Raw genomic sequence first — 21,476 nt, forward strand, 5'->3', positions numbered from 1 at the left:
GCTCCGAAATCTACAGTGATGTAGATTTTATTCATGGTCACAGAGTGTCCGCGCCGCCACCCGTGGCGTGGCCGCCACCATGTGAACACCCGTCACCGCACAAGGGAGAACATCATGGGCGTGAGCCTCGCCAAGGGCGGAAACGTCTCGCTGAGCAAGGAGGCTCCGGGGCTGACAGCCATCCTCGTCGGTCTCGGCTGGGACGTCCGCACCACCACCGGCACCGACTACGACCTGGACGCGAGCGCGCTGCTCTGCGACGAGGCGGGCAAGGTGCAGTCCAACGAGCACTTCATCTTCTACAACAACCTGAAGAGCCCCGACGGTTCGGTCGAGCACACCGGCGACAACCTCACCGGTGAGGGCGAGGGCGACGACGAGATCGTCAAGGTCGACCTCGCCTCGGTGCCCGCGACCGTCGCGAAGATCGTGTTCCCGGTCTCGATCCACGAGGCGGAGGGCCGGGGCCAGAGCTTCGGCCAGGTGCGCAACGCGTACATCCGCGTGGTGAATCAGGCGGGCGGCGCGGAAATCGCCCGCTACGACCTGAGCGAGGACGCCTCCACCGAGACCGCGATGGTCTTCGGCGAGCTGTACCGGCACGGCGCCGAGTGGAAGTTCCGTGCGGTCGGGCAGGGTTACGCATCCGGCCTGAGCGGTATCGTCGCCGACTTCGGCGTCAGCCTCTGAGCGTCCGGCATCCGGACGCGCTCGCCCCCGACCGAAGTCACCACAGGCACACAGTCACCGAAGGCGGAAACGATGACGATCAACCTCACCAAGGGGCAGCAGGTCAGCCTCACCAAATCCGGCGGCGGCGAGCTCGGCGTCGTACGGATGGGGCTGGGCTGGAAGTCCGCTCCCCGTAAGGGATTCCTGGCGCGGCTGACCGCCCGCGAGATCGACCTGGACGCCTCGGCGGTGCTCTTCGCGGGCCCGGATCCGCAGGACGTCGTCTTCTTCCAGCACCTGACCAGCGACGACGGTTCGGTCCAGCACACCGGGGACAACCGGGTCGGCGGGGCGGGCGAGGGCGGCGACGACGAGTCCATCGTCGTCGACCTGCGGCGCGTGCCGGTCCATGTGGACCAGATCGTCTTCACGGTGAACTCGTTCACCGGCCAGACCTTCGAGGAGGTCGAGGCGGCCTTCTGCCGTCTGGTCGACGAGAGCAACGGCCAGGAGCTGGCCCGGTACACCCTGACCGGTGGCGGGCGGCACACCGCCCAGATCATGGCCAAGGTCCAGCGGACCGGCTCGGGCTGGCAGATGACCGCGATCGGCGCGGCCGCGGACGGGCGGACCTTCCAGGACCTCATGCCCGCGGTCGTGCAGCACCTCTAGGAACCTCTCGCCGGCAAACCGCCGGGGGCGCGCGCGTGGCACGCGCGCGCCCCTGCGGTGCGGCGGGCGGAACGCCTCACCACACGGGTATCGACCGAGGGACACATGGGCAGACCTTCCCGGCTCGGGGACGAGGACAGATCCGACTACGCGAGCGCACTCGACGAGGTGATCGCCTCCCCGGAGATCCGGCGCCTGCTCGAAAGCTCGGGAGTCCCCGGCGGCCGGCTGCGTGTCCGGGGTCTGGCGGCCGTCGCGCGCACGACCGCGGCCGCCGACGCCGAGCACCGCCGGTACGCGGCCCTGCGGCGGGAGGCTCACGGAGGGCGACGGGACGCCGGGACGGCGCCGCTCTCCGGACCCGGCGATCAGGAGCGGCCGGGCGCCGGGGTGCTGGCGGTTCTCGGGGTGCTGACGCCGGTGCTCGCCGCCGTGGCCGCGGTGACGTTCCTGTTCCTCGGGTACGGGCTGCGGTTCGCCGACGCCCTGCCGGCGCCGGCGGACACCCTCGTCGGCGTCGGCTGGTTCAGTCTGGTTCTCGCGGCGGTCGCGGGCCTGGTCAGCGTCGTCGCCCTCTACCGCACGGCGGCGAAGCAGTCGGCGGACGGCACGACGGCCGTGCCCGACCGGTCCCCGGCTCTCGAGGCCGCCCGCGCGGTGTGGCTCGCGGCGCTGCGCGACCGGGGGATCCGGCCGTTCCTCCTCCAGGAGCTCTCCGGGGCGACGGTGCCCCCACCGGGTGCGGGCGACGGCCCCGGCTCCCGCTTCAGCTCGCCGGCGTTCGCGGGACCCGACTTCTCCGGTCCGGGGTTCGAGGGCTCCGTCAGGTCCGGGCTGCCCGCCCCCGGTGGCCCCGGCACCCACCACTGAGGCCCCTGCTCCTGCCCCCTGCCCCGGTCGGGTCAGCTCATGGCTCGTACCGGCGCTTCGGCGGCGGGACGGGCATCGGGCGGGCCCGTCCGTCCCCCGGCGGCTCGTCCCCCGGCGGCCCGGACCAGGGCGGCCATGACCCGGGTGTCCTCACCCGCCTCCGGGTGCCACTGCACACCGAGCACCAGGCTCCCGTGCCCGGGGAGTTCCAGGGCCTCCACGGTCCCGTCGGGCGCGTGGGCCGAGGCCACCAGGCCGGCGCCCAGGCGGTCGACCGCCTGGTGGTGGTAGGCGGGCACCACGGCGGTCTCCGGTACGGCGTGCGCGTACGCGGTGCCGGGCACGGGGGTCACGGGGTGGCCGGTGAAGACGCCGGGGCCGCCGGTGTGGTCGTCCAGGTGCTGGTGCAGGGTGCCGCCGAGGGCGACGTTCAGCAGTTGCATGCCCCGGCAGATGCCGAGCAACGGGACCTGCCGTTCGATCGCCGCCCGAATCAACGCCAGTTCCCAGGTGTCGCGTTCGCGGGCCGGGGGGCCGGTACGGGGGTCGGCGACCGCCCCGTAACGCGCCGGTTCGATGTCCGCGCCCCCGGCGATCACCAGCCCGTCCAGGGCGGCGACGGTGTCCCGGGCCGCGTCCTGGGCATCGTCGGGGGGCAGCAGTACCGCGAGTCCGCCCGCCGCCCGGACGAGGCGGGGATAGCCGGCGGGCAGCAGCACCGCGGGCATCTCCCACACACCCCAGCGGGCCGGGTCCTGGTAGGTGCTGATGCCGATGACGGGCCGGGGCATGGAACGGACTCCTTCGGGTCGGGGTGCTCTCGGTGCTCGGTGCGGGGCCTCGGGGGGGCGTCGCCTCGAACGGGGGCGGGCTCAGTCGCGGGCGAGTTCGGCCTCGGCCTGTGCCAGTGCGGCGAACTCCTCCTCGGGGGCTCCCGCGACCAGCCGGTGGCGGCTGTAGAAGGCGAAGTAGGCCAGCGCCACCACGTACACGCCGAGCGCGATGAACGCCGCGTCGCGGTCCACCAGGAAGGTCGCCACCAGGGCCGAGCATGCCAGAACGAACGCCACGGACGAGGTGAGCGCGCCGCCGGGGGTGCGGTAGGGGCGCGGCAGCTCCGGTTCGCGGCGGCGCAGCACCAGGTGGGAGAGCGCCATGAGGGCGTAGCTGATCGTGGCGCCGAAGACGGCGACGTTCAGCATCCGGCCGCCGTCGCCGCTCCAGGCGGCGAGTGTGAACCCGATGAGGCCGGGGATCAGCAGGCCCAGGTAGGGGGACTTGCGGCGGTTGGTCAGCGACAGGAAGCGCGGCAGGTAGCCGGCCCGGGAGAGGGCGAACAGCTGACGGGATCCGGCGAAGATCAGGGAGAAGAAGGACGCCACCAGGCCGGCGAGGCCCGCGTAGTTCACGAAGCGGCTCAGGGCGGTCGGCTCGCCGGCGCCCTGCAGGGCCACCACGAGGGGGTTCCCGGCCTCCTTGATGGCGTTGGCGCCCTGGGCGCCGGTGGCGGAGACGAAGGTGATGACGGCCAGGAAGACCAGCACGGCGAGCGAGATGGCCAGGGCCTTCGGCATCGAGCGGACGGGGTCCTTGGCCTCCTCGGCGGCGAGCGGCACGCCCTCCACGCCGAGGAAGAACCACATGCCGAACGGGAACGCCGCCCAGATGCCGAGAAGTCCGTACGGCAGCCAGGAGTTGGAGCCGAAGGCGGTGGGGTCCGCCGGGATGTCGTCGAGGCGGCCCGCGTCGAACTCGGTGAACGCGCCGACGGCGAAGATCAGCAGCGCGGCCACCGCGATGACGGTCACCACCAGGCTGAAGCGGAGCGCCTCGCCCACTCCCCAGAGGTGGATGCCGATGAAGATCGCGAAGCAGGCGAGATAGACGGGCCAGCCGGAGGTGAGTCCGAACAGGCCGAGCGATTCGACGTAGTCGCCGATGAAGAGGGCGATGGCGGCGGGGGCGAGGATGTACTCGATGAGGATGGCCGTGCCGGTCAGGAAACCTCCCCGGGTGCCGAGCGCCCGCCGGGCGAAGCCGTAACCGCCGCCCGCCGTGGGCAGGATGGCGGAGAGCTCGGCCAGCGCGAAGACCAGACACGCGTACATGACGCCCATCAGGACCATGGCTGCGGCGAGCCCGCCGAATCCGCCCTTGGACAGGCCGATGTTCCAGCCGGAGAAGTCGCCGGAGACGACGTAGGCGACGCCGAGCCCGGTCAGCAGGAGCCAGCCGGCGCTGCCCCGGCGCAGGGTCCGGCGGTGCAGATACGCGTCCGTGCCGGACACTCCCGGGCTCGCGTCACCGGGTGGGCCGGCGGGTGTTTCGGTTCCCTGAGCCATGAGCGCTCCAGATGTCTGTCGACCTCGTCGATGGGACTGCCTCGATGGAACCTCGTCATCGACGGGACTGCGCCGACCAAAGGTTCGTCGGCACACCTTTGTGGAACATCGGGGGGTATGGCAAGGGGCGTGCGTTAACGAGTGGTTACGGATTCGGCTCGCGGCCCGGTCACCGCCCGGGGGCGGCTCAGGAGAGGAAGCCGCGCAGCAGCGCCGCCGTACCGCCGCAGTGCTCGCGCATCATCTCGCGTGCCGCGTCCGCGTCCCGGTCGAGCACCGCCTCGACGACGGCCGCGTGCTGCCGCTGGGAGTGTTCCAGGTTGCGCACCAGCAGCGGGATGCAGTCGAGCAGTTCGTTGAGGGTGGCCCGGACCGCCGCGTACTGGGCGGCGAGCGTGCGGGTCCCGGAGAGTTCGGCGAGCGTGAGGTGGAGCAGGGTGTCCTGGCGGCGGTAGTCCTCCAGCCGGGCGCCCCGCGTCGCGTCGAGCGCGGCGCGCAGCCGCGTCTCGCCGTCCGCCGGGAGCCCCTCGGCGCACAGGCCCGCCGCTCCGGCCTCCAGCACCTCGCGGAAGCGCAGGGTGTCCTCCACGTCGACGGCGGCGATGCGGCGGCGCAGCTCGTCGCTGCCGTCGGGGGCGGTGGTGCGCGGCAGGACGAATGTTCCTCCGTAGCGGCCGCGGCGGCTCTCGACCATGCCCTGGTCCTGGAGGACCTTGAGGACCTCGCGCAGGGTCACTCTGCTGATCGTCAGGTGCTGGGACAACTCACGCTCGGGCGGCAGGCGTTCACCCGGCGGGACGAGGCCGAGGCGCAGGAGCTGGAGGATCTGCTCCAGCGCCTCCTCGAAGCCGTTGCCCGCGCGGACCGGTCGCAGCACGGAGACCGGCCGGCCGGCCGGGACGCCGTACTCCTCCCCCGCCGCCCCTGCCCCTGCCGCCGGACGGGTGTCGTCCGATCTTCCCCTCGTGACCACTGGCGGATCCCCTTCCCAAGCAATGGTTCTCTGTCATACCTTAAGCCTCCCGGTTCACCCAAGGAGGCATCCCGTGGCAGACCGCACACCCCCGCTCGGCGTCGACGAGCTCCGCTCACGTGTCGCGGACGGATCGATAGACACCGTGGTGCTGGCCTTTCCGGACATGCAGGGCCGGCTTCAGGGGAAGCGGTTCGCGGCCGGGTTCTTCCTCGACGAGGTACTGGAGCACGGGACCGAGGGCTGCAACTACCTCCTGGCCGTGGACACCGAGATGCGGACCGTCGACGGTTACGCGATGTCCTCGTGGGAGAACGGTTACGGCGACTTCGGCATGGTCCCCGACGCCGCCACCCTGCGCCCCGTCCCCTGGCACGAGGGGACCGCCCTGCTGATCGCGGATCTCGCCTGGCACGACGGCAGTCCGGTGGTGGCGGCCCCGCGTCAGATCCTGCGCCGCCAGCTCGACCGGCTGGCGGAGCTCGGCCACACCGCCCAGGTCGGCACGGAGCTGGAGTTCATCGTCTTCCGGGACAGTTACGAGGAGGCCTGGGACCGCGACTACCGCGGGCTGACCCCGGCCAACCAGTACAACATCGACTACTCGATCCTCGGCACGGGACGCATCGAGCCGCTGCTGCGCCGGATCCGTAACGAGATGCAGGAGGCCGGGCTGACCGTCGAGTCCGCCAAGGGCGAGTGCAATCCCGGTCAGCACGAGATCGTCTTCCGCTACGACGAGGCGCTGACCACCTGCGACCAGCACGCCGTCTACAAGACGGGCGCCAAGGAGATCGCGGCCCAGGAGGGCTCCTCGCTGACCTTCATGGCCAAGTACGACGAGCGCGAGGGCAACTCCTGCCACATCCATCTCTCGCTGACCGACGAGGACGGCGAGAACGTGATGGCGGGCGAGGGCCCGGACGGCATGTCCGAGCTGATGCGGCATTTCCTGGCCGGTCAGCTCGCCGCCCTGCGGGACTTCTCCCTCCTCTACGCGCCCAACATCAACTCCTACAAACGCTTCCAGCCCGGCTCCTTCGCCCCCACCGCCGTCGCCTGGGGCGTCGACAACCGCACCTGCGCCCTGCGGGTCGTCGGCCACGGACGCTCGATGCGCTTCGAGAACCGGCTGCCCGGCGGGGACGTCAACCCGCATCTGGCCGTCGCCGGTCTGGTCGCCGCCGGACTGTACGGGGTCGAGCACCGGCTGCCGCTGCCCGAGGCCTGTACGGGCAACGCGTACACCGGGGACTACGACCAGGTGCCGACGACCCTGCGCGAGGCGGCCGAGCTGTGGGAGGCCAGCCCCATCGCCAAGGAGGCGTTCGGCGAGGAGGTCGTCGCGCACTACCTGAACATGGCCCGGATCGAACTGACCGCCTACGACTCCGCGGTGACCGACTGGGAGCTGCGCCGCTCCTTCGAACGCCTCTGACAGCCAGCACACCTCCGCGCCACCACCAGCTTCCGTGATCGGGGTCCGTACGTGTCACAGCCCACCCTGGACGTCCTGAACCCGGCGACCGCCGAGGTCGTCGCCACCGTCCCCGCAGCCTCCGCCGCCGATGTGGACGCCGCCGTCGTCCGAGCCGCCGCGGCCCAGCGCCGCTGGGCGGCCGCCGCGCCCGCCGACCGGGCCCGCCTGCTGCGCCGCTTCGCCGTCGTCGTCGACGAACACGTCGAGGAACTGGCCCGGCTGGAGGTCCGCGAGGCCGGCCACACCATCGGCAACGCCCGGTGGGAGGCGGGCAACGTACGCGATCTCCTCGACTACAGCGCGGGCGGGGCCGAACGGCTTCTCGGCCGGCAGATCCCGGTGGCGGGCGGCATCGACTTCACGGTCCTGGAGCCGCTGGGCGTCGTCGGCGTCATCGCCCCGTGGAACTTCCCGATGCCGATCGCCGCCTGGGGTCTCGCCCCGGCCCTCGCGGCGGGCAACGCCGTCCTCCTCAAGCCCGCCGAGACGACCCCGCTCACCGCCCTCCGGCTGGCCGAACTCGCCCTGGAGGCAGGCCTTCCCGAGGGGCTGTTCCAGGCGCTGCCGGGCGAGGGGCCGGTGGCCGGAAGCGCCCTGGTCGAGCACCCGGGCGTCGCGAAGATCGTGTTCACCGGCTCCACCCGGACCGGCAAGCACATCATGACCCGCTGCGCGGAGCGCGTGAAGCGGCTCACCCTGGAGCTGGGCGGCAAGAGCCCCAACGTCGTCTTCGCCGACGCCGATGTGGAGGCCGCGGCGGCGGCCGCCCCGATGTCCTTCCTGGACAACGCCGGTCAGGACTGCTGCGCCCGCACCCGGATCCTGGTCGAGCGGTCCGTGTACGACCGCTTCCTCGACCTGCTCGTCCCGGCCGTGTCCGCCGTGGTGGTGGGCGACCCGGCCGACGAGAAGACCCAGATGGGGCCACTGATCTCGGCCGTCCAGCGGGACCGGGTCCGGGGCCTCGTCGACGGCGGCCGGCAAGCCGGCGGCACCCGGACCATCCTCGGAACGGCCCCCGAGGGCCCCGGGTTCTGGTATCCGCCGACCGTCCTCACCGGGGTCTCGCCCGATGCGCCGGTGGCCGTCGAGGAGGTCTTCGGGCCGGTCGCGGTGGTCCTGCCGTTCGAGGACGAACAGGACGCGCTGCGCCTCGCCAACGCCACCGAATACGGACTCGCCGGCTCGGTCTGGACCCGGGACGTCGGCCGCGCGCTGCGCGTCGGACAGGGGCTGCGGGCGGGCAACCTCTCCGTCAACTCGCATTCCAGTGTGCGTTATTCGACCCCCTTCGGCGGCTACAAGCAGTCGGGCCTGGGCCGCGAGCTCGGCCCGGACGCCCTCGCCGCCTTCACCGAAACCAAGAACGTCTTCATCAGCACGGAGGCCTGAGCACCATGACCGACACTTCTTCCGTCTGCCGCCGCCTGGTCGGCCGCACCGCCGTCGTCACCGGAGCCGGCAGCGGCATCGGCCTGGCCACCGTGCGGCGGCTGGCCGCCGAGGGCGCGCACGTCGTCTGCGCCGATGTGGACGAGGAGCGGGGCAAGGCCGCCGCCGAGGAGGCGGGCGGGCTCTTCGTCCGTACCGACGTCACCGACGCCGAGCAGGTGGACGCCCTCTTCAAGGCCGCGTTCGACACCTACGGCTCGGTCGACATCGCGTTCAACAACGCGGGGATCTCGCCGCCGGAGGACGACTCGATCCTGGACACCGGTCTGGAGGCCTGGCGGCGGGTGCAGGAGGTCAACCTGACCTCCGTGTACCTCTGTTGCAAGGCCGCCATCCCCTACATGCGCGCGCAGCACAGGGGCTCCATCATCAACACGGCCTCGTTCGTGGCCCGGATGGGCGCGGCCACCTCGCAGATCTCGTACACCGCGTCCAAGGGCGGGGTGCTGGCGATGTCGCGCGAGCTGGGGGTGCAGTTCGCGCGCGACGGCATCCGGGTGAACGCCCTGTGCCCCGGCCCGGTCAACACCCCGCTGCTCCAGGAGCTGTTCGCCAAGGATCCGGAGCGGGCCGCCCGACGTCTGGTGCACATCCCGGTCGGCCGGTTCGCCGAGCCGACCGAGATCGCCGCCGCCGTCGCGTTCCTGGCGAGCGACGACTCCTCGTTCGTGAACGCCACGGACTTCCTGGTCGACGGCGGGATCGCGGGGGCGTACGTCACCCCGGTCTGACCCGGACCGGCCCCGGTCCGATCCCGGCCCCGGTCCGATCCCGGCCCCGGTCCGATCCCGGCCCCGGTCCGATCCCGACGCCTCTTCTGACGGCCCCGGCGGGCCGGGCGCCCTGGGACGGTCCGGCCGCCCGTCGTTCAGCCCGCCTCCGGGGCCGCATCGCCCCGGAGGCGGCGGGCCCGGAGCGCCAGGAGCATCTCGAAGCGCTGGTCCGGTTCGTCGATGGCTTCGCCCCACAGTTCGCGGATCTGCCGCAGCCGGTAGCGGGCCGTCTGGGGGTGGACGCCGAGGCGGGCAGCCACCTCGGGGGCGCCGCCGGGGGTCTCGATCCAGGCGAGCAGCGTCTCGGCCAGGCGCCGCGCCTGGGTCGGGCCGAGTCCGTCCAGCGGGGCGAGGCAGCGGCGGGCGGCGGCGTCGATCAGCTCCTGGGCGGGAAGCAGCAGCAGCTCCTCCGTCTGCTCGGTGCAGTGCAGCACCTCGCCCTGCGGCAGCAGGCCCTTCTTGATCAGCTGGACCGCGGTCTCGGCCCAGCGCAGGGAGGTCGCCGCCGCCGCCAGCGGGACCGGCGGGCCGATCGCCCCGGACCAGCCGGCCGTGGCGCGCCGCAGGGTGTCCGCACGGCCCGCCGTGTCCGGATCCGGGATGACGATGCGCGGCTGCTCGCTCTCCATCTCCAGCAGGATGCCCTGCCCCACCGCGGGGGCGACGGCCTCGCGGGCCGGGCGCATGAGCACGCCCACGGCGATCGTCTCCGGCAGCTCCCAGCCGATGCGGGCGGCCCGCTCGGCCAGGGCCATGGACACGTCGCCGCGGTGTTCCATCAGCAGGAGCTCGATCAGCTGGCGCTGGAGGCGGAGCCGTTCACTGGCGCGCCGGGCCGCCGCCTCGGCGTAGCCCCGTACCGACTGTTCCACGAGCCCGTCCAGATACTCGAAGCCCGATTCGGCCAGCTCGTACATGGCGGGCGCGGGGATGTCGGCCTGCTGGCCGATCTCGGCGAGCCGGCGCCAGGTGAGCCGGACCCCGAGGCGATAGATGGCCTGGAGCGCGTCGAGGCTGCGGCCCTCCAGCCCCTCGCCCCGCCCGAACTCCTGGAACATCTCCGGCGGCACCCGGGGGTGGGCGCCGGCGGTGAGGTTGTGGACGAAGCCCTCGATGGCGCGGCGGATCCCGACGAGGGCCAGCGGCTCCCCGGACTCGCCCTCCACCAGGTGCAGATAGGGATATTCCTGGCGAATCTGGTGCAGGATCGTCTGGGCGAGCTCCGGGGCCTCGGACCGGGCGATCTCCTCGAAGCGGTCGAGCTTCTGCCGGGGGACCTGCTGCCAGGCGAGCCGCGTCATGGAGCTGCCGGACCGGTGTCATAGCTGATCAGAGGCGTATTGGGCTGGTCGGGGGTGGCGTCGAGCAGTGCCACGACACCGACCGCCGCACCAACGGCGAGCGTCGCGGCCACCAGGACGGTGACAGCGGCGGCGATGAGTCTGCGCATAGTCGGGTCAGCTCCTTGCTGGAGAGATCCCCACCTCTTCAGCCGGGCCCCTCCGGCTGGGACACAGTGTCGACAGCACATTGACATTCCGTCAAGGGCTTGCTTACTGTTCACGCCATTCAAGGGCTGACCGGCCCGGGGCCCGTGCACCTCCGCGAAGAGATTCGACCCAGGAGTGCCCGGATGCGCCACAACGCTTCACCCCTGTCGCTTGTCCTGCTGGGAGCAGGGGTTTTCCTGCTCGTCCTCGCGCCGCTGCTCGTCCGGTACGTCCAGCCGCACGCCAAGCGCACCCCCATCGACATCGACACCACCACCGTCTTCACCGGGACGGGCAGCTACTTCGACACGTCCGAGGTGAAGACGGTCGAGGGCAGAACGATCACGATCACCCGGCAGGTGCGCGGGGACGTGGCCGACAGCGAGAAGAGCGGCCATGCCGTGTGGGACGTGTCCACCTCGGTCGACCATCAGGACACCCTGCCCGCTTCGGACCCCCGTGACGCCCTCCAGTGGACGCTGGAGCGCTGGGTGACCGACCGGACCACCAACGAGCCGGTCCACTGCTGCGAGGAGTCCCCGGCGTTCGACGGGGAGGCGTACCTGAAGTTTCCCTTCGACGTCGAGAAGCGCTCCTACCGCTGGTGGGACAGCACGCTCGGCGGGGTGGTGCGGCTCTCCTACGCCGGTGAGCAGGAGATTCAGGGCTACTCCGGCTATCGCTTCAAGGGTGAGGTGGAGCCCACCAGGACCGGGGTCCGCCAGGTGCCGGGGCTGCTCGTGGGGAAGAAGACCCCCCAGGTGCTGGCCGAGGAGTGGTATTCCAACAGCGGCATCGAGCTGGTCGTGGACCGGCGGACCGGGCGCATCATCAACGCGGCGATCGGCCCGAGGAAGACGCTGCGCGCTCCCGGCTCCACGAAGGACGCCGTCGTGCTGCTGGAGAGCAAGCGGGTGGAGTTCACCGAGGAGACCCAGCTCAAGCAGGTCGAACTCGCTTCGGCGGACAGCGACCGGCTGGCGATGCTCGGCACGACCGCGCCCGCCGGGGCGGCCGGGCTGGGCGGTGTGCTCGCCCTCGTGGGCGTCGTCCTCGTCGTCCGGGGGCGCCGGACGGAGCCGGAAGCCCCGAATGCTCACATGACGACGATTCCGCACACCTGAGTTACCGGCAAGTTGTTGCACCGGTGAGTAGCCGGGCGCGTACCCGTGCCGAAAACTGTCTATCCCCACCAGAGCACGGCCCCCCGGTCTCGTCCCCGTCCGTCCCGCTCCTCCCCTCTTCTCCTCTCCTCCCTTCTCCTCACCTCCTCCTGTCCTCTTTCTCTCACCTCTCCCGCCTGCCCCTCGGCACGTCCCCGCAGCGCGCGGCCCTCGTCCCCGTGGACCGCTTCCCCGATTCCCCGCATCCTGAGCCGAGTTGGAGCACCGATGCCCCAGCACGTACCTCCCCCACTGCTCGACGCCGCCGCACGCCCGGGTCAGGGCCCGGCGTCCGCCCCGGTCCCCGTCACCCCGAGACGCATCGTCTTCCTCGCCCATCGCGACCTGGGCAATCCGGCCGCCGGCGGCTCCGAGCTGCTGGTGGACCAGCTGGCCCTGGGTCTCACCGAGCAGGGCCACGACGTCACGCTGCTGTGCGGCGGGCGGGCAGCCCGCCGGCCCTACCGGGTCGTCTCGGCGGGCAGCACGCTGGGGCACTACGTCGGCGCGCGGTCCGCGTTCGCCCGGCACATCGGGGCGTGCGACCTCCTCGTCGAGGTCTGCAACGGCATGCCCTATCTGGCGCCCCTGTGGCACCGCGGGCCCACGGTGTGCCTGGTCAACCATGTGCACACCGACCTGTGGGACATGCGCTTCCCGGCGCCGGTGGCCCGTGCCGGGCGCAAGCTCGAACACTGGGCCCTGTCCCGGGCCTACCGCGACCATCTGATGATCGCGGTGTCCCCGTCCACGGCGGGCGCCCTGCGCGACCTGGGCGTGCCCGACCGGCGGATCCGGGTGGTGCACAACGGGGTCCAGGAGCCGGGTCCGCAGAACGAGAGGTCCCAGGCGCCGCTGTTCGTGGCGCTGGGCCGGCTCGTCGACTACAAGCGCATCGATCTGCTGCTCCAGCTCTGGGAGCGGGTCCGGCCGGTCACCGGCGGCCGGCTCGTCATCGTCGGTGACGGCCCCGAGCGGGCCCGGCTGGAACAGCTCGCCGGTCCCGGTGTGGAGTTCGCCGGTCATGTGACCGAGGCGGAGAAGCACCGGCTGCTCTGCGCCGCGTGGATGCTGCTGCACCCGGCGGCCGTCGAGGGGTGGGGTCTTGTCGTCACGGAGGCCGCGGCCCGGTCCACCCCGACCCTGGGCTTCGACGTGCCGGGGCTGCGCGACTCCGTCGAGGACGGCGTCACCGGGATCCTCGCCCGGGGCGCGTCCTCCTTCGCCGCCGCCTGGTGCGCGCTGGCGCTGGACGACGAGCGGCGCGAGGCGATGGGCAAGGCCGCCCGCGAGCGCGCCGCCGACTACCGGTGGACCGCCAGTGTGCGCCGGTTCGCGGCGGTGGCCGCCGAGGCGGCGGCCGGTTCCACGGCCGCGACGGCGGACGGCCAGGCCGCCCCGGCGATCGGCGCGAGCGCGTGAAGGACCCTTCGTTCCGGCGGTCGGCCGCCCTGTTCCGCGCGTTCCTGAGCGAACAGGGCGACCCCGCCACGGCATACACCCTGCTGGCCCGTGACGCGGCCGACCAGGTCGAACAGCACGGTCCGCTCCGGGACAGGATCGTCGTCGACATCGGCGGCGGCGACGGCTACTTCACGCGGGAGTTCCGGCGGCGCGGCGCGCACAGCTACCTCTTCGAACCGGATCCGGCGGAGATCGGCCCCGGTCAGCGCGCGGGCACCGTCGTCGCCGACGGTTATCTGCTGCCGCTCGCCGACGGCACGGCCGACGTCTGCTTCTCCTCCAACGTGCTGGAGCATGTCGCCGATCCGCACACCTTCCTCAGCGAGATGGCACGGGTGACCCGCCCCGGTGGTCTCATCTACCTCTCGTTCACCAACTGGCTCTCCCCGTGGGGCGGCCATGAGTGGGCGCCCTGGCACTACCTCGGCGCCGAGCGCGCCCGGGGCCGCTACGAGCGGCGCACCGGCGGCCCGGCCAAGCACCGGCTCGGCGAGAACCTCTTCAAGATCGGCGTCGGCGAGACCCTGAGCCATGTGCGGGGCCGCTCCGACGTGGCCGTCCTCTGCGCACGCTCGCGCTACTGGCCCGTCCTTCCCCAGCTCGTGCCGCGGATCCCCGTACTGCGGGAATTCGCCACCTGGAACCTCCTCCTCATCCTCCGGCGGTGTTCATGACCAGCGCTGTCCACCCACCCCGGCCCACGGCCCCGGACGGCACGGGACCCGTGCCGTCCGGCTCCCCCGAGGGCCCGCCCCGGTCGCGGCGCTGGCTGCTGGGCTTCTGGGCCGCCGTGTTCGCGGCGTTCCTCGCGGTGTCGCCCGGACGGATGACGTTCGACACCAAGCTCGGCGTCGTCGTGGATCCCTGGCGCTTCCTGGGTGATCTGGGCGAGCTGTGGCACAGCCGGGCCGGGTTCGGCGGGATCGCCGACCAGTACGTGGGCTACGCCATCCCGATGCTGCCGTACTACGGGGCCGCCGACCTGCTGCACGTGCCGGTCTGGCTCGCGGAGCGGCTGTGGCTGTCGCTGATCGTGGCGACCGCCTTCTGGGGTGCGCTCCGGCTGGCGGAGCGGCTGCGCGTGGGTTCCCCGGCCACCCGGCTGCTGGGTGCGGTGGTGTACGCGCTGTGGCCGACGTACACCATCGTCGTGGGCTCGACCTCGGCGGCGGCCCTGCCGGGCGCCCTGCTGCCGTGGGTGCTGCTGCCGCTGACGAACCCGCGGCTCGCGCCGAGGACCGCCGCGGCCCGGTCCGCGCTGCTGATCCCGCTGATGGGCGGCGTCAACGCCGCCTCCACGCTGGCCTCGCTGCTGCCGGTGGGGCTATATCTGCTGTCCCGTCCCGGCGGGCCGCGCAAGCGCGCGCTGCTGGCCTGGTGGATCCCGGGCGTGATCCTGGCGACCGCCTGGTGGATCGTTCCGCTGCTGCTGCTCGGGACCTTCGGCGAGAACTTCATGCCGTACGTGGAGTCCTCGTACACCACCACGACGACCATGTCGGCGACCGAGGTGCTGCGCGGCGGCGGGAACTGGGTCGGCTATCTGAACTTCGGCGAGGCCTGGCTGCCCGCCGGCTGGACCGTCGCCACCGCGACCGTCACCGTCCTCGGCTCGGCGCTCGCCGCCGCCCTGGGGCTGGCGGGACTGGCGCGGCGTGATCTGCCCGAGCGCCGCTGGCTGGTGCTGAGCGTCCTGAGCGTCGCGCTCATCACGCTCGCCGGGTACGGCGGCGCGCTGGGCGGGCTGTTCCACGGGACCGTGCAGGACTGGCTGGACGGGTGGCTGGTGCCGTTCCGGAACGTCTACAAGTTCCAGACGGGTCTGGCCCTCGCCCTGGCCCTGGGGCTCGCGCATCTCACCTCGGTGGCGTCCCTGGCCGCCGCCGCGCGCGCCGGCGGCGGCGCGGTGCGTGCCCGCAGGCTCGCGCCGGTGATCGCCGCCGCGCTCGTGCTGCCGGGTCTCGCCTGGCCGTACGTCAACGGGTCGATCCTGCAAGCGGGTTCGTTCCAGAAGCTGCCCACGTACTGGGAGACGACCGGGGGCTGGCTGAAGGACAACTCGGCGAACGACCGCGCCCTGGTGGTCCCCGCGACCGCGCACGGCATCTACACCTGGGGCTCCCCCATCGACCAGCCGCTGGACGTGCTGGCCACCTCGCCGTGGGCGCAGCGCGACTACGTGCCGTTCGGCACCCCGGGCAACCGGCGGGCGATGGACGCCGTCGAGCAGGCGCTGACCTCCGGCGGCGAGGTTCCGGGGCTGAGCGAGTTCCTGAACCGGGCCGGGCTGCACTATGTGGTGGTCCGCAACGACCTGGATCCCGACCAGTTGGGGTATGTCCCCACGACCACGGTGAAGCGCACGCTGGAGTCGTCCGGGTACCGGCGCGTGACCGGGTTCGGTCCGGTGATGACCGGCGGCCGGATCGCCGCGGACACCCCCGTGCAGGTCGAGGGGCTCTATCCGCGGCAGCGGGCCGTGGAGATCTACGAGCCGCCCGCCGGGACGGAGCGTCCGGGACGGGCGGGTACGGCTCCGGTGGCCGCGACGGCCGTCGTGAGCGGTGGGCCCGAGTCGCTGCTCCCGCTGTCGGCGAGCGGTGCGCTGGACGGACGGCCCGCCGTGCTGGCCGGTGACGCGCACCCGGGTCTGGGACGGCCGTCGCTGTACGCGGCGGGCGACGGGCTGCGGCGCGCCGACACCCGGTTCGGGCTGGTCAACTCCAACACCTCGTACACGTACACCGCCGATGAGCGCAACGCCGCCGAGGCGGTGCAGGATCCGGGCCGGAGCCCCCGGCAGATCCTGCCGACGTCCGGCGCGAAGCACCAGAGCACCGCCGTGCTGCGCGGTGCGAAGAAGGTCAGCGCCTCGTCGGTGGGGAACTGGCTTTTCCACCTGCCGCAGTACGACCCGGTCAACGCCTTCGACGGCAATCCGGACACCGGCTGGGCGGAAGGGTCCCCGGGCTCGCCCGAGAGCGAGTGGGTGCGGATCGACTTCACCACCCCGACCGATCTTCCGGCCTCGCTCCAGGTGACGCCGCTGCCCAGCGCGAACGTGCGGGCCGCGCCGACCGTCGTCCGGGTCGAGACCGAGCGGGGCTACCACGACAGTCCGCTGCGGCCGGACGGCTCGACGCAGACGGTGGCCGCGCCCACCGGGCAGGCGACCTGGCTGAAGGTGACGATCCTGGAGTCCCAGCAGGGGCGTCCCGGGCTCACCGGCGCCGGGTTCACGGAGATCGCGGTCCCCGGGGTGCAGGTGACCCGGATGCTGGAGCTGCCCACCGACGCGCCGCGTGAGGGCGCGGACTCCACGGTCTACTCGCTGCGGCGGGGCAGCGACCCGGGCGGTCTGTCGTCGGTGGCGGCCGAGGTCGGCCTGCACCGGCAGTTCACCGCCCAGGAGGCGGGCACGTACAAGGTGTCCGCGAGTGCGGTGCCGGTGCCCGGCGATGACCTGGACAAGCTGCTGTTCGAGCTGACGGGCGAGCGGGACCGGATCGAGGTGAGTGCCGACTCCACGGCACGTCTGGGCACCAGCCTGAGTCCGCGCAATCTGACCGACGGTGATCTGACCACGGCGTGGATCGCGGGCGAACGCCCCGTACTGCATCTGTCGTGGCCGGAGAAGAGGGAGGTCGGCGAGATCGTCTTCGCGGCGGCCGGCGGTCTGTCCACCCGGCCCGAGCAGGTGCAGATCAGCTCGCCGGACGGCACGGCGGTGGCCGCCGTGGACGAGAACGGCATGGCCCGTTTCTCGCCGATCAGGACCGACCGGATGGACATCACCATCTCGCGTCAGGCGCCGCTGACCGTCCACAACCCGGTCGCCGACGCCCAGTTGCAGTTGCCCGTCGGCCTGAGCGAGGTCTACATCCCGGCCCTGGAGGAATTCCGCTCGCCGCAGCCCGCCCCGGACAAGTCCTTCAGCCTGCCCTGCGGCAAGGGCCCGGTGCTGTCCGTCGGCGGTACGTTCCTGGAGACCCGGGCCGAGGGGCGGGTGCGGGACCTGACCCAGCGTCGCCCCATCGAGGTGACGCCGTGCACGAAGGACGGCTCGGTGGAGCTGGCCGCCTCGTCCACCACCGTCGAGGCGGGGGACACGGGACCGCTCGCCATCACCGATGTCACGCTCAGCAACGGCGCCTCCGAGGCCGGGGCGGGCACGCCGCGGTCAGTGGAGGTCGAGCGGGGCGACGGCGACCGGCGCACGATCGCGGTCGGCGCGGGCGAGGCCTCCTACCTCCAGATCCACGAGAACCACAACGCGGGCTGGAAGGCCGCTCTGGACGGCAAGGAGCTGACGCCGCTGCGGATCGACGGCTGGCAGCAGGCCTGGCTGGTCCCGGAGGGCGAGGGCGGCAAAGTCACCCTGGAGTACGCGCCTGCCCGGATCTACCAGGTGGGTCTGATCGGTGCGGGGGCTCTGCTCCTGGTGCTCGTGGGGCTCGCCTTCGGGCGCCGGCGGGGAGCCGGGCCGTACGCGGCCGAGGAGCAGCCCGTTCCGCCGGGACCGGGTCTGGTCCTGGGCACCGTTGCCCTCACCCTGGTGGGCGTGGTGATCGCGGGGCCGCTCGCCCTGGCGGTGCCCCTCCTCGCCGTACTCGCCCGCTTCCGGCCTCGGCTGCTCGCGCCGGTGGCGTTCGCGGCGATGGCCGGCGCGGGTGTCGTCGCGGCGGTGGGCACCGGGGACACCACGGCCGCGGGCGAGGGCGCGTTCGGTGCGACGGCCCAGTTCCTGGCGCTGGTCGGCCTGTTCGCCGCTCTGGTCACGGTCGGGCGCGGGCCGCTCGGCAGGCGGGCCGCAGGTGGCCCGGGTACGGCCGCCCCGGCATCGGCGGGCGGCGCGCCACCGGCGGTCCCGGCGCAGGCCGCCTCGCCCTCGGGCCGGACGCTGTCCACCGACGCGAAGCGACAGCAGGGACCTCCGCCGCCCTCTCCCGGAGTCGGGTACGGATACGACGCGGGCGAAGGCGAGGGCCGTAACGGTGACAGGGAGGGTCACGGCCGTGACGGCGACGGTCGTAACGGCGACGGCTTCCGTGACGGCGCCGGCGGTGACGGTTCCGCGCAGCAGCCGGGCGGTCAGCAGCCGCCGTCCCGTCCCGGCGGGAGCACCTGATGGCGACCACGCAGCCCTCACCGGCGCGGGGCGGCGGGCCCCGGTCCGGGCCGCCGGACCGGGTGCCGTTCCCGGTGGTCGACGAGGTGGCCCGGCACTGCGCGCAGGACGCCGAGCCGAACACGGTGCACATCGAGATCCATCTGCCCGGCCGGGTGGACGAGGGGCGGCTGCGCTCCGCGTTCGCCGAGGCGCTGGCCCGGCACCCCCGGGCGCTGATGCGGGAGCGCCCCCGGGGGCCGTTCGCCCGGCGCTACGAGTGGGAGCTGACCGGGAGCGCCGACGCGGACCCGGTCTCCTTCCCGATGCCCGGACCCGGAGCGCTCGCCCGCGCCCGGACCCGGGCGCTGGACCAGGCCCCGCCGCTGACGGCATCGCCGCCGCTGCGGCTGGAGGTGGTCGAGGAGCCGGGGCGCGAGGGCTGTGTGCTGGTGTTCGCCGTGCACCACGCCGCCCTCGACGGGCCGGCGTGTCTGCGGCTGGCGGCGACGGCCGCCGAGATGTACGGCGCGCACCGCGCACCGCCGCCGCCCGCCCCGGCGCGCCCGGCGTCCGCGCCGCTCGTCGGGGAGTCCCCGGCGGCGCCACTGGCCCGGCCCGCCCGGATCGCGGCAGGCTCGCCGGGGCCGTCCCCCGTACCGGGCAACGCGATGCTGCTGGCCGAACTGCCGGTCCCCCGGCGGGAGTCCGGCGCGCCGTACACGGTGAACGACCAGCTGATGGTGGCCACCGTGCTCACGGTGGCCGACTGGAACCGGGCTCAGGGCGCCCCGGGGGCCGACCGTCGGCCGCTGCGGATCACCATGCCGGTCGACGACCGCGGCCGGGGGCCCGAGATGCCGATCGGGAACGGCACCCGTCTGGTGGAGGTCGGGTTCGCCGCCGCGGAGGCGGCGCCCGGGGCGGACGTCGCCGCCCTGCTCCGGGCGACCGCGGAGCGGACCCGGGCGCTCAAGGCGCGCCCCCGGCCCCCGTTGGGCCGTTCCGCTTCCCTGCTGACCGCGCCGCTGCTGCCGGTGGCCGCCCGTGCCGCGTTCACCCGGGGGCTGCGGGTGCTGGCGGGACCGTGGACCTCGACGACACTGCTGAGCAACATCGGCCGGGTGCCCTACCCGCTGGACTTCGGGGAGGCGGGCCGGGCCACCGCCGTGTGGCTCTCCGCGCCGGCCCGGATGCCCCGGGGGCTGACGTTCACCACGGCGTCCACGGGCGGCCGGCTGCATCTGGCGCTGCGCTGGTCGCGCACCCTGCTGGGGGACGAGGACGGCGTGCGCCTGCGCGAGCTGTTCACCCGTCACCTGGCCTCGACGTCCTCGGAGACCGTATGACCGACGCCACCTCTCCCCCGGCCGGGCTGCGGGACTTCTACGAGAACCCGGCGATCCCCGTGGCCTCGGGCGACGGGCGCAGCAGACGGCAGGCCCGGCTGCTGGCCGACGCGCTGGCCGCGCCGGGGCAGGTGATCCTCGACATCGGGTGCGGCGACGGTACGGCGGCGGCCACGGCGGCCCCGATCCTCGCCGGGCACCAGCTGATCGGTGTCGACTGGTCGCAGGACGCGCTGCGCAGGGCCCGGCCCCGGATGGGTCTCGTGGTGCGCGGCGAGCTGGAGCACGGCGGGCTGCCGCTGGCCGGCGGGTGCGCGGACGCGGTGCTGTTCAGCGAGATCCTGGAGCATCTCGTCGACCCGGACCAGGCGCTGGACGAGCTGCGGCGCGTCCTGCGGCCCGGCGGCCATCTGATGCTGTCCACCCCGAACCTGGCGGCCTGGTACAACCGGGCGCTGCTGCTCGCCGGGGTGCAGCCGGTGTTCTCGGAGGTCAGCCTGCGGGGGATCCACGGCCGCCCCGGCTCGGAGGTGGTCGGGCATCTGCGGCTGTACACGGCCCGTGCGCTGCGCTCGTTCCTGACGGCGTCCGGCTTCACCGATGTGACGATCAAGGGCGCCCCCTTCCACGGGGTGCCGCGTCCGCTGCGGCTGCTGGACCGGGCCGCGTGCGCGGTGCCCGGGGCGGCCTCCATCCTGCTGGCCCACGCGCGGCGGAGGTAGCAACGGTGTGGTGGGGTGTCGGCGCGGCGCTGGTGGCCAACGCGCTGTACAGCGTGGGGTTCGTGGTGGAGAAGCGGGCCCTCGGCTCCCTGCCCGCGCTGTCGGCCGGCCGGCCGCTGCACCTGATCCGGGTGCTGCTGACCAGCCCGCTGTGGATCGTCGGCGCGCTGGCGCTGGCAGCCGGGTTCGGGGCCCAGCTGGTCGTCTACCGCGCGCTGCCGATCGCGGCGGCGCAGGGCATCTTCGTCTCCGGTCTGGTGCTGCTCCTGCTGTTGTCGTCGGCCGTGCTCGGCGAGGAGTCGACGGGCCGCGAACGCTACGCGCTCGGCGGGGTGCTGGTCGCCCTGCTGATGGTGGTGGCCTCGGTGCGCGAGGGCGAGGACGTGGTGAGCGGCGGTGCCCCGTGGACGCTGGTGCTCCTGGTCTGTCTGCCGGCCCTGGCGGCGGGCGTCTGGCTGTACGTACGGGTCGAGAGCCGGGCGGCCAACCGGCACCGGGTCCCGACCAGCGGCATCGGGTACGGAGTGGCGGTGGGTCTGCTCTACGGGGTCAGCTCGCTGGCCATCAAGGGCACGTCCAGCCGCCTGACCGGCACCGGTCCGGGCGAGGCCGCGCTGTCGCTGCTGGGGTCCCCGTACCCGTATCTGCTGCTGTTCACCGCGGCGGCCGGTCTGGTGATGTCGCAGGCGGCGCTGCAACGCTGCCGGGCGTCCCTCATCGTGCCGGTGTGCACCACGGTGACCTGTCTGTTCACCGCGGTCCTCGGGACGCTCGCCTTCGGCGAGACGCTTCCGGAGGATCCGCTGCTGCTGGCCCTGCGGGTGGGCGGCACGGCGCTCGCCCTGTCCGTCCTGCTGGCCATGCCACGCCACGACCCGCCGCCCGCCGTGCCGTCCTGACCCCCGGATCCGATCCGCCGTCCGGTCCACCTGAGTTGAGGGAGCTGT

The 21,476-nt window shown here is 73.1% G+C and carries 18 protein-coding genes; 13 read left to right on the top strand and 5 right to left on the bottom strand.

The window, feature by feature from the left end; translation table 11 throughout:
* Positions 1 to 114 precede the first annotated feature (114 nt).
* From ACGF2Y_RS28450 to ACGF2Y_RS28460, 3 genes are all read left to right on the top strand, one after another.
* The gene (locus tag ACGF2Y_RS28450) at positions 115 to 690 is read left to right on the top strand and encodes a TerD family protein (RefSeq protein ID WP_392953112.1); all 576 of its coding nucleotides are present in this window, start codon (positions 115 to 117) and stop codon (positions 688 to 690) included.
* Between the two features lie 72 nt (positions 691 to 762).
* The gene (locus ACGF2Y_RS28455; protein WP_392953115.1) at positions 763 to 1,344 is read left to right on the top strand and encodes a TerD family protein; all 582 of its coding nucleotides are present in this window, start codon (positions 763 to 765) and stop codon (positions 1,342 to 1,344) included.
* 105 nt (positions 1,345 to 1,449) lie between these two features.
* Positions 1,450 to 2,214 (top strand): hypothetical protein, encoded by a 765-nt coding sequence (locus tag ACGF2Y_RS28460; protein ID WP_392953118.1) that lies wholly within the window; start codon positions 1,450 to 1,452, stop codon positions 2,212 to 2,214.
* 32 nt (positions 2,215 to 2,246) lie between these two features.
* Here ACGF2Y_RS28460 and ACGF2Y_RS28465 read toward each other — a convergent pair whose 3' ends face one another.
* The 3 genes from ACGF2Y_RS28465 to ACGF2Y_RS28475 all read right to left on the bottom strand — a co-directional run bounded on the left by ACGF2Y_RS28465 (position 2,247) and on the right by ACGF2Y_RS28475 (position 5,529).
* Entirely contained in the window at positions 2,247 to 3,005 is a 759-nt protein-coding gene (locus ACGF2Y_RS28465; protein WP_392953120.1) for a gamma-glutamyl-gamma-aminobutyrate hydrolase family protein, read from the bottom strand.
* Between the two features lie 81 nt (positions 3,006 to 3,086).
* A complete protein-coding gene (gene eat, locus ACGF2Y_RS28470; RefSeq protein WP_392953123.1) occupies positions 3,087 to 4,556 on the bottom strand; it encodes an ethanolamine permease in 1,470 nt (489 codons plus the stop codon).
* A gap of 187 nt (positions 4,557 to 4,743) precedes the next feature.
* A complete protein-coding gene (locus ACGF2Y_RS28475) occupies positions 4,744 to 5,529 on the bottom strand; it encodes a FadR/GntR family transcriptional regulator (protein ID WP_392953125.1) in 786 nt (261 codons plus the stop codon).
* Between the two features lie 73 nt (positions 5,530 to 5,602).
* Here ACGF2Y_RS28475 and ACGF2Y_RS28480 point away from each other — a divergent pair, with 73 nt between their 5' ends.
* The 3 genes from ACGF2Y_RS28480 to ACGF2Y_RS28490 are packed head-to-tail and all read left to right on the top strand — an operon-like array spanning position 5,603 to position 9,192.
* The gene (locus ACGF2Y_RS28480) at positions 5,603 to 6,967 is read left to right on the top strand and encodes a glutamine synthetase family protein (RefSeq protein ID WP_392953128.1); all 1,365 of its coding nucleotides are present in this window, start codon (positions 5,603 to 5,605) and stop codon (positions 6,965 to 6,967) included.
* 51 nt (positions 6,968 to 7,018) lie between these two features.
* Positions 7,019 to 8,401, top strand: a complete 1,383-nt coding sequence (locus tag ACGF2Y_RS28485; RefSeq protein WP_392953130.1) for an aldehyde dehydrogenase family protein — start codon at positions 7,019 to 7,021, stop codon at positions 8,399 to 8,401.
* 5 nt (positions 8,402 to 8,406) lie between these two features.
* Positions 8,407 to 9,192, top strand: coding sequence for a 3-oxoacyl-ACP reductase (locus ACGF2Y_RS28490; RefSeq protein ID WP_392953133.1), 786 nt, complete (start codon positions 8,407 to 8,409; stop codon positions 9,190 to 9,192).
* Between the two features lie 137 nt (positions 9,193 to 9,329).
* On the opposite strand, the gene ACGF2Y_RS28495 is transcribed toward ACGF2Y_RS28490, so the two are convergent.
* Together ACGF2Y_RS28495 and ACGF2Y_RS28500 are read right to left on the bottom strand one after the other, a co-directional pair.
* Positions 9,330 to 10,535 carry a helix-turn-helix domain-containing protein gene (locus tag ACGF2Y_RS28495; protein WP_392953135.1) on the bottom strand — a complete coding sequence of 402 codons (1,206 nt, stop codon included), beginning with the start codon at positions 10,533 to 10,535 and terminating at the stop codon, positions 9,330 to 9,332.
* Positions 10,532 to 10,684: a hypothetical protein gene (locus tag ACGF2Y_RS28500; RefSeq protein ID WP_164494007.1), complete on the bottom strand. Its 153-nt coding sequence runs from the start codon at positions 10,682 to 10,684 to the stop codon at positions 10,532 to 10,534. Before ACGF2Y_RS28500 ends, ACGF2Y_RS28495 begins: the two co-directional genes overlap by 4 nt.
* Positions 10,685 to 10,867: 183 nt before the next feature.
* Between ACGF2Y_RS28500 and ACGF2Y_RS28505 the strand changes: the two genes are divergently transcribed.
* The 7 genes from ACGF2Y_RS28505 to ACGF2Y_RS28535 all read left to right on the top strand — a co-directional run bounded on the left by ACGF2Y_RS28505 (position 10,868) and on the right by ACGF2Y_RS28535 (position 21,428).
* Positions 10,868 to 11,848, top strand: a complete 981-nt coding sequence (locus ACGF2Y_RS28505) for a DUF3068 domain-containing protein (RefSeq protein ID WP_392953138.1) — start codon at positions 10,868 to 10,870, stop codon at positions 11,846 to 11,848.
* Between the two features lie 267 nt (positions 11,849 to 12,115).
* Entirely contained in the window at positions 12,116 to 13,309 is a 1,194-nt protein-coding gene (locus ACGF2Y_RS28510; protein WP_392953141.1) for a glycosyltransferase family 4 protein, read from the top strand.
* Entirely contained in the window at positions 13,306 to 14,025 is a 720-nt protein-coding gene (locus ACGF2Y_RS28515) for a class I SAM-dependent methyltransferase (RefSeq protein WP_392953143.1), read from the top strand. Before ACGF2Y_RS28510 ends, ACGF2Y_RS28515 begins: the two co-directional genes overlap by 4 nt.
* Complete coding sequence (locus ACGF2Y_RS28520) at positions 14,022 to 18,479, top strand: alpha-(1->3)-arabinofuranosyltransferase family protein (protein ID WP_392953146.1); 4,458 nt, start codon at positions 14,022 to 14,024, stop codon at positions 18,477 to 18,479. Before ACGF2Y_RS28515 ends, ACGF2Y_RS28520 begins: the two co-directional genes overlap by 4 nt.
* Positions 18,479 to 19,807 (top strand): condensation protein, encoded by a 1,329-nt coding sequence (locus ACGF2Y_RS28525; protein ID WP_392953148.1) that lies wholly within the window; start codon positions 18,479 to 18,481, stop codon positions 19,805 to 19,807. Before ACGF2Y_RS28520 ends, ACGF2Y_RS28525 begins: the two co-directional genes overlap by 1 nt.
* Positions 19,804 to 20,529 (top strand): class I SAM-dependent methyltransferase, encoded by a 726-nt coding sequence (locus tag ACGF2Y_RS28530; RefSeq protein ID WP_392953150.1) that lies wholly within the window; start codon positions 19,804 to 19,806, stop codon positions 20,527 to 20,529. The genes ACGF2Y_RS28525 and ACGF2Y_RS28530 overlap by 4 nt, the downstream gene beginning before the upstream one ends.
* Before the next feature lie 5 nt (positions 20,530 to 20,534).
* Positions 20,535 to 21,428, top strand: a complete 894-nt coding sequence (locus ACGF2Y_RS28535) for a hypothetical protein (RefSeq protein WP_392953153.1) — start codon at positions 20,535 to 20,537, stop codon at positions 21,426 to 21,428.
* Positions 21,429 to 21,476: the final 48 nt, after the last annotated feature.

The sequence above is a fragment of the Streptomyces sp. NPDC048142 genome, assembly GCF_043202835.1.
In the GTDB taxonomy this organism is placed as follows: Bacteria; Actinomycetota; Actinomycetes; order Streptomycetales; family Streptomycetaceae; genus Streptomyces.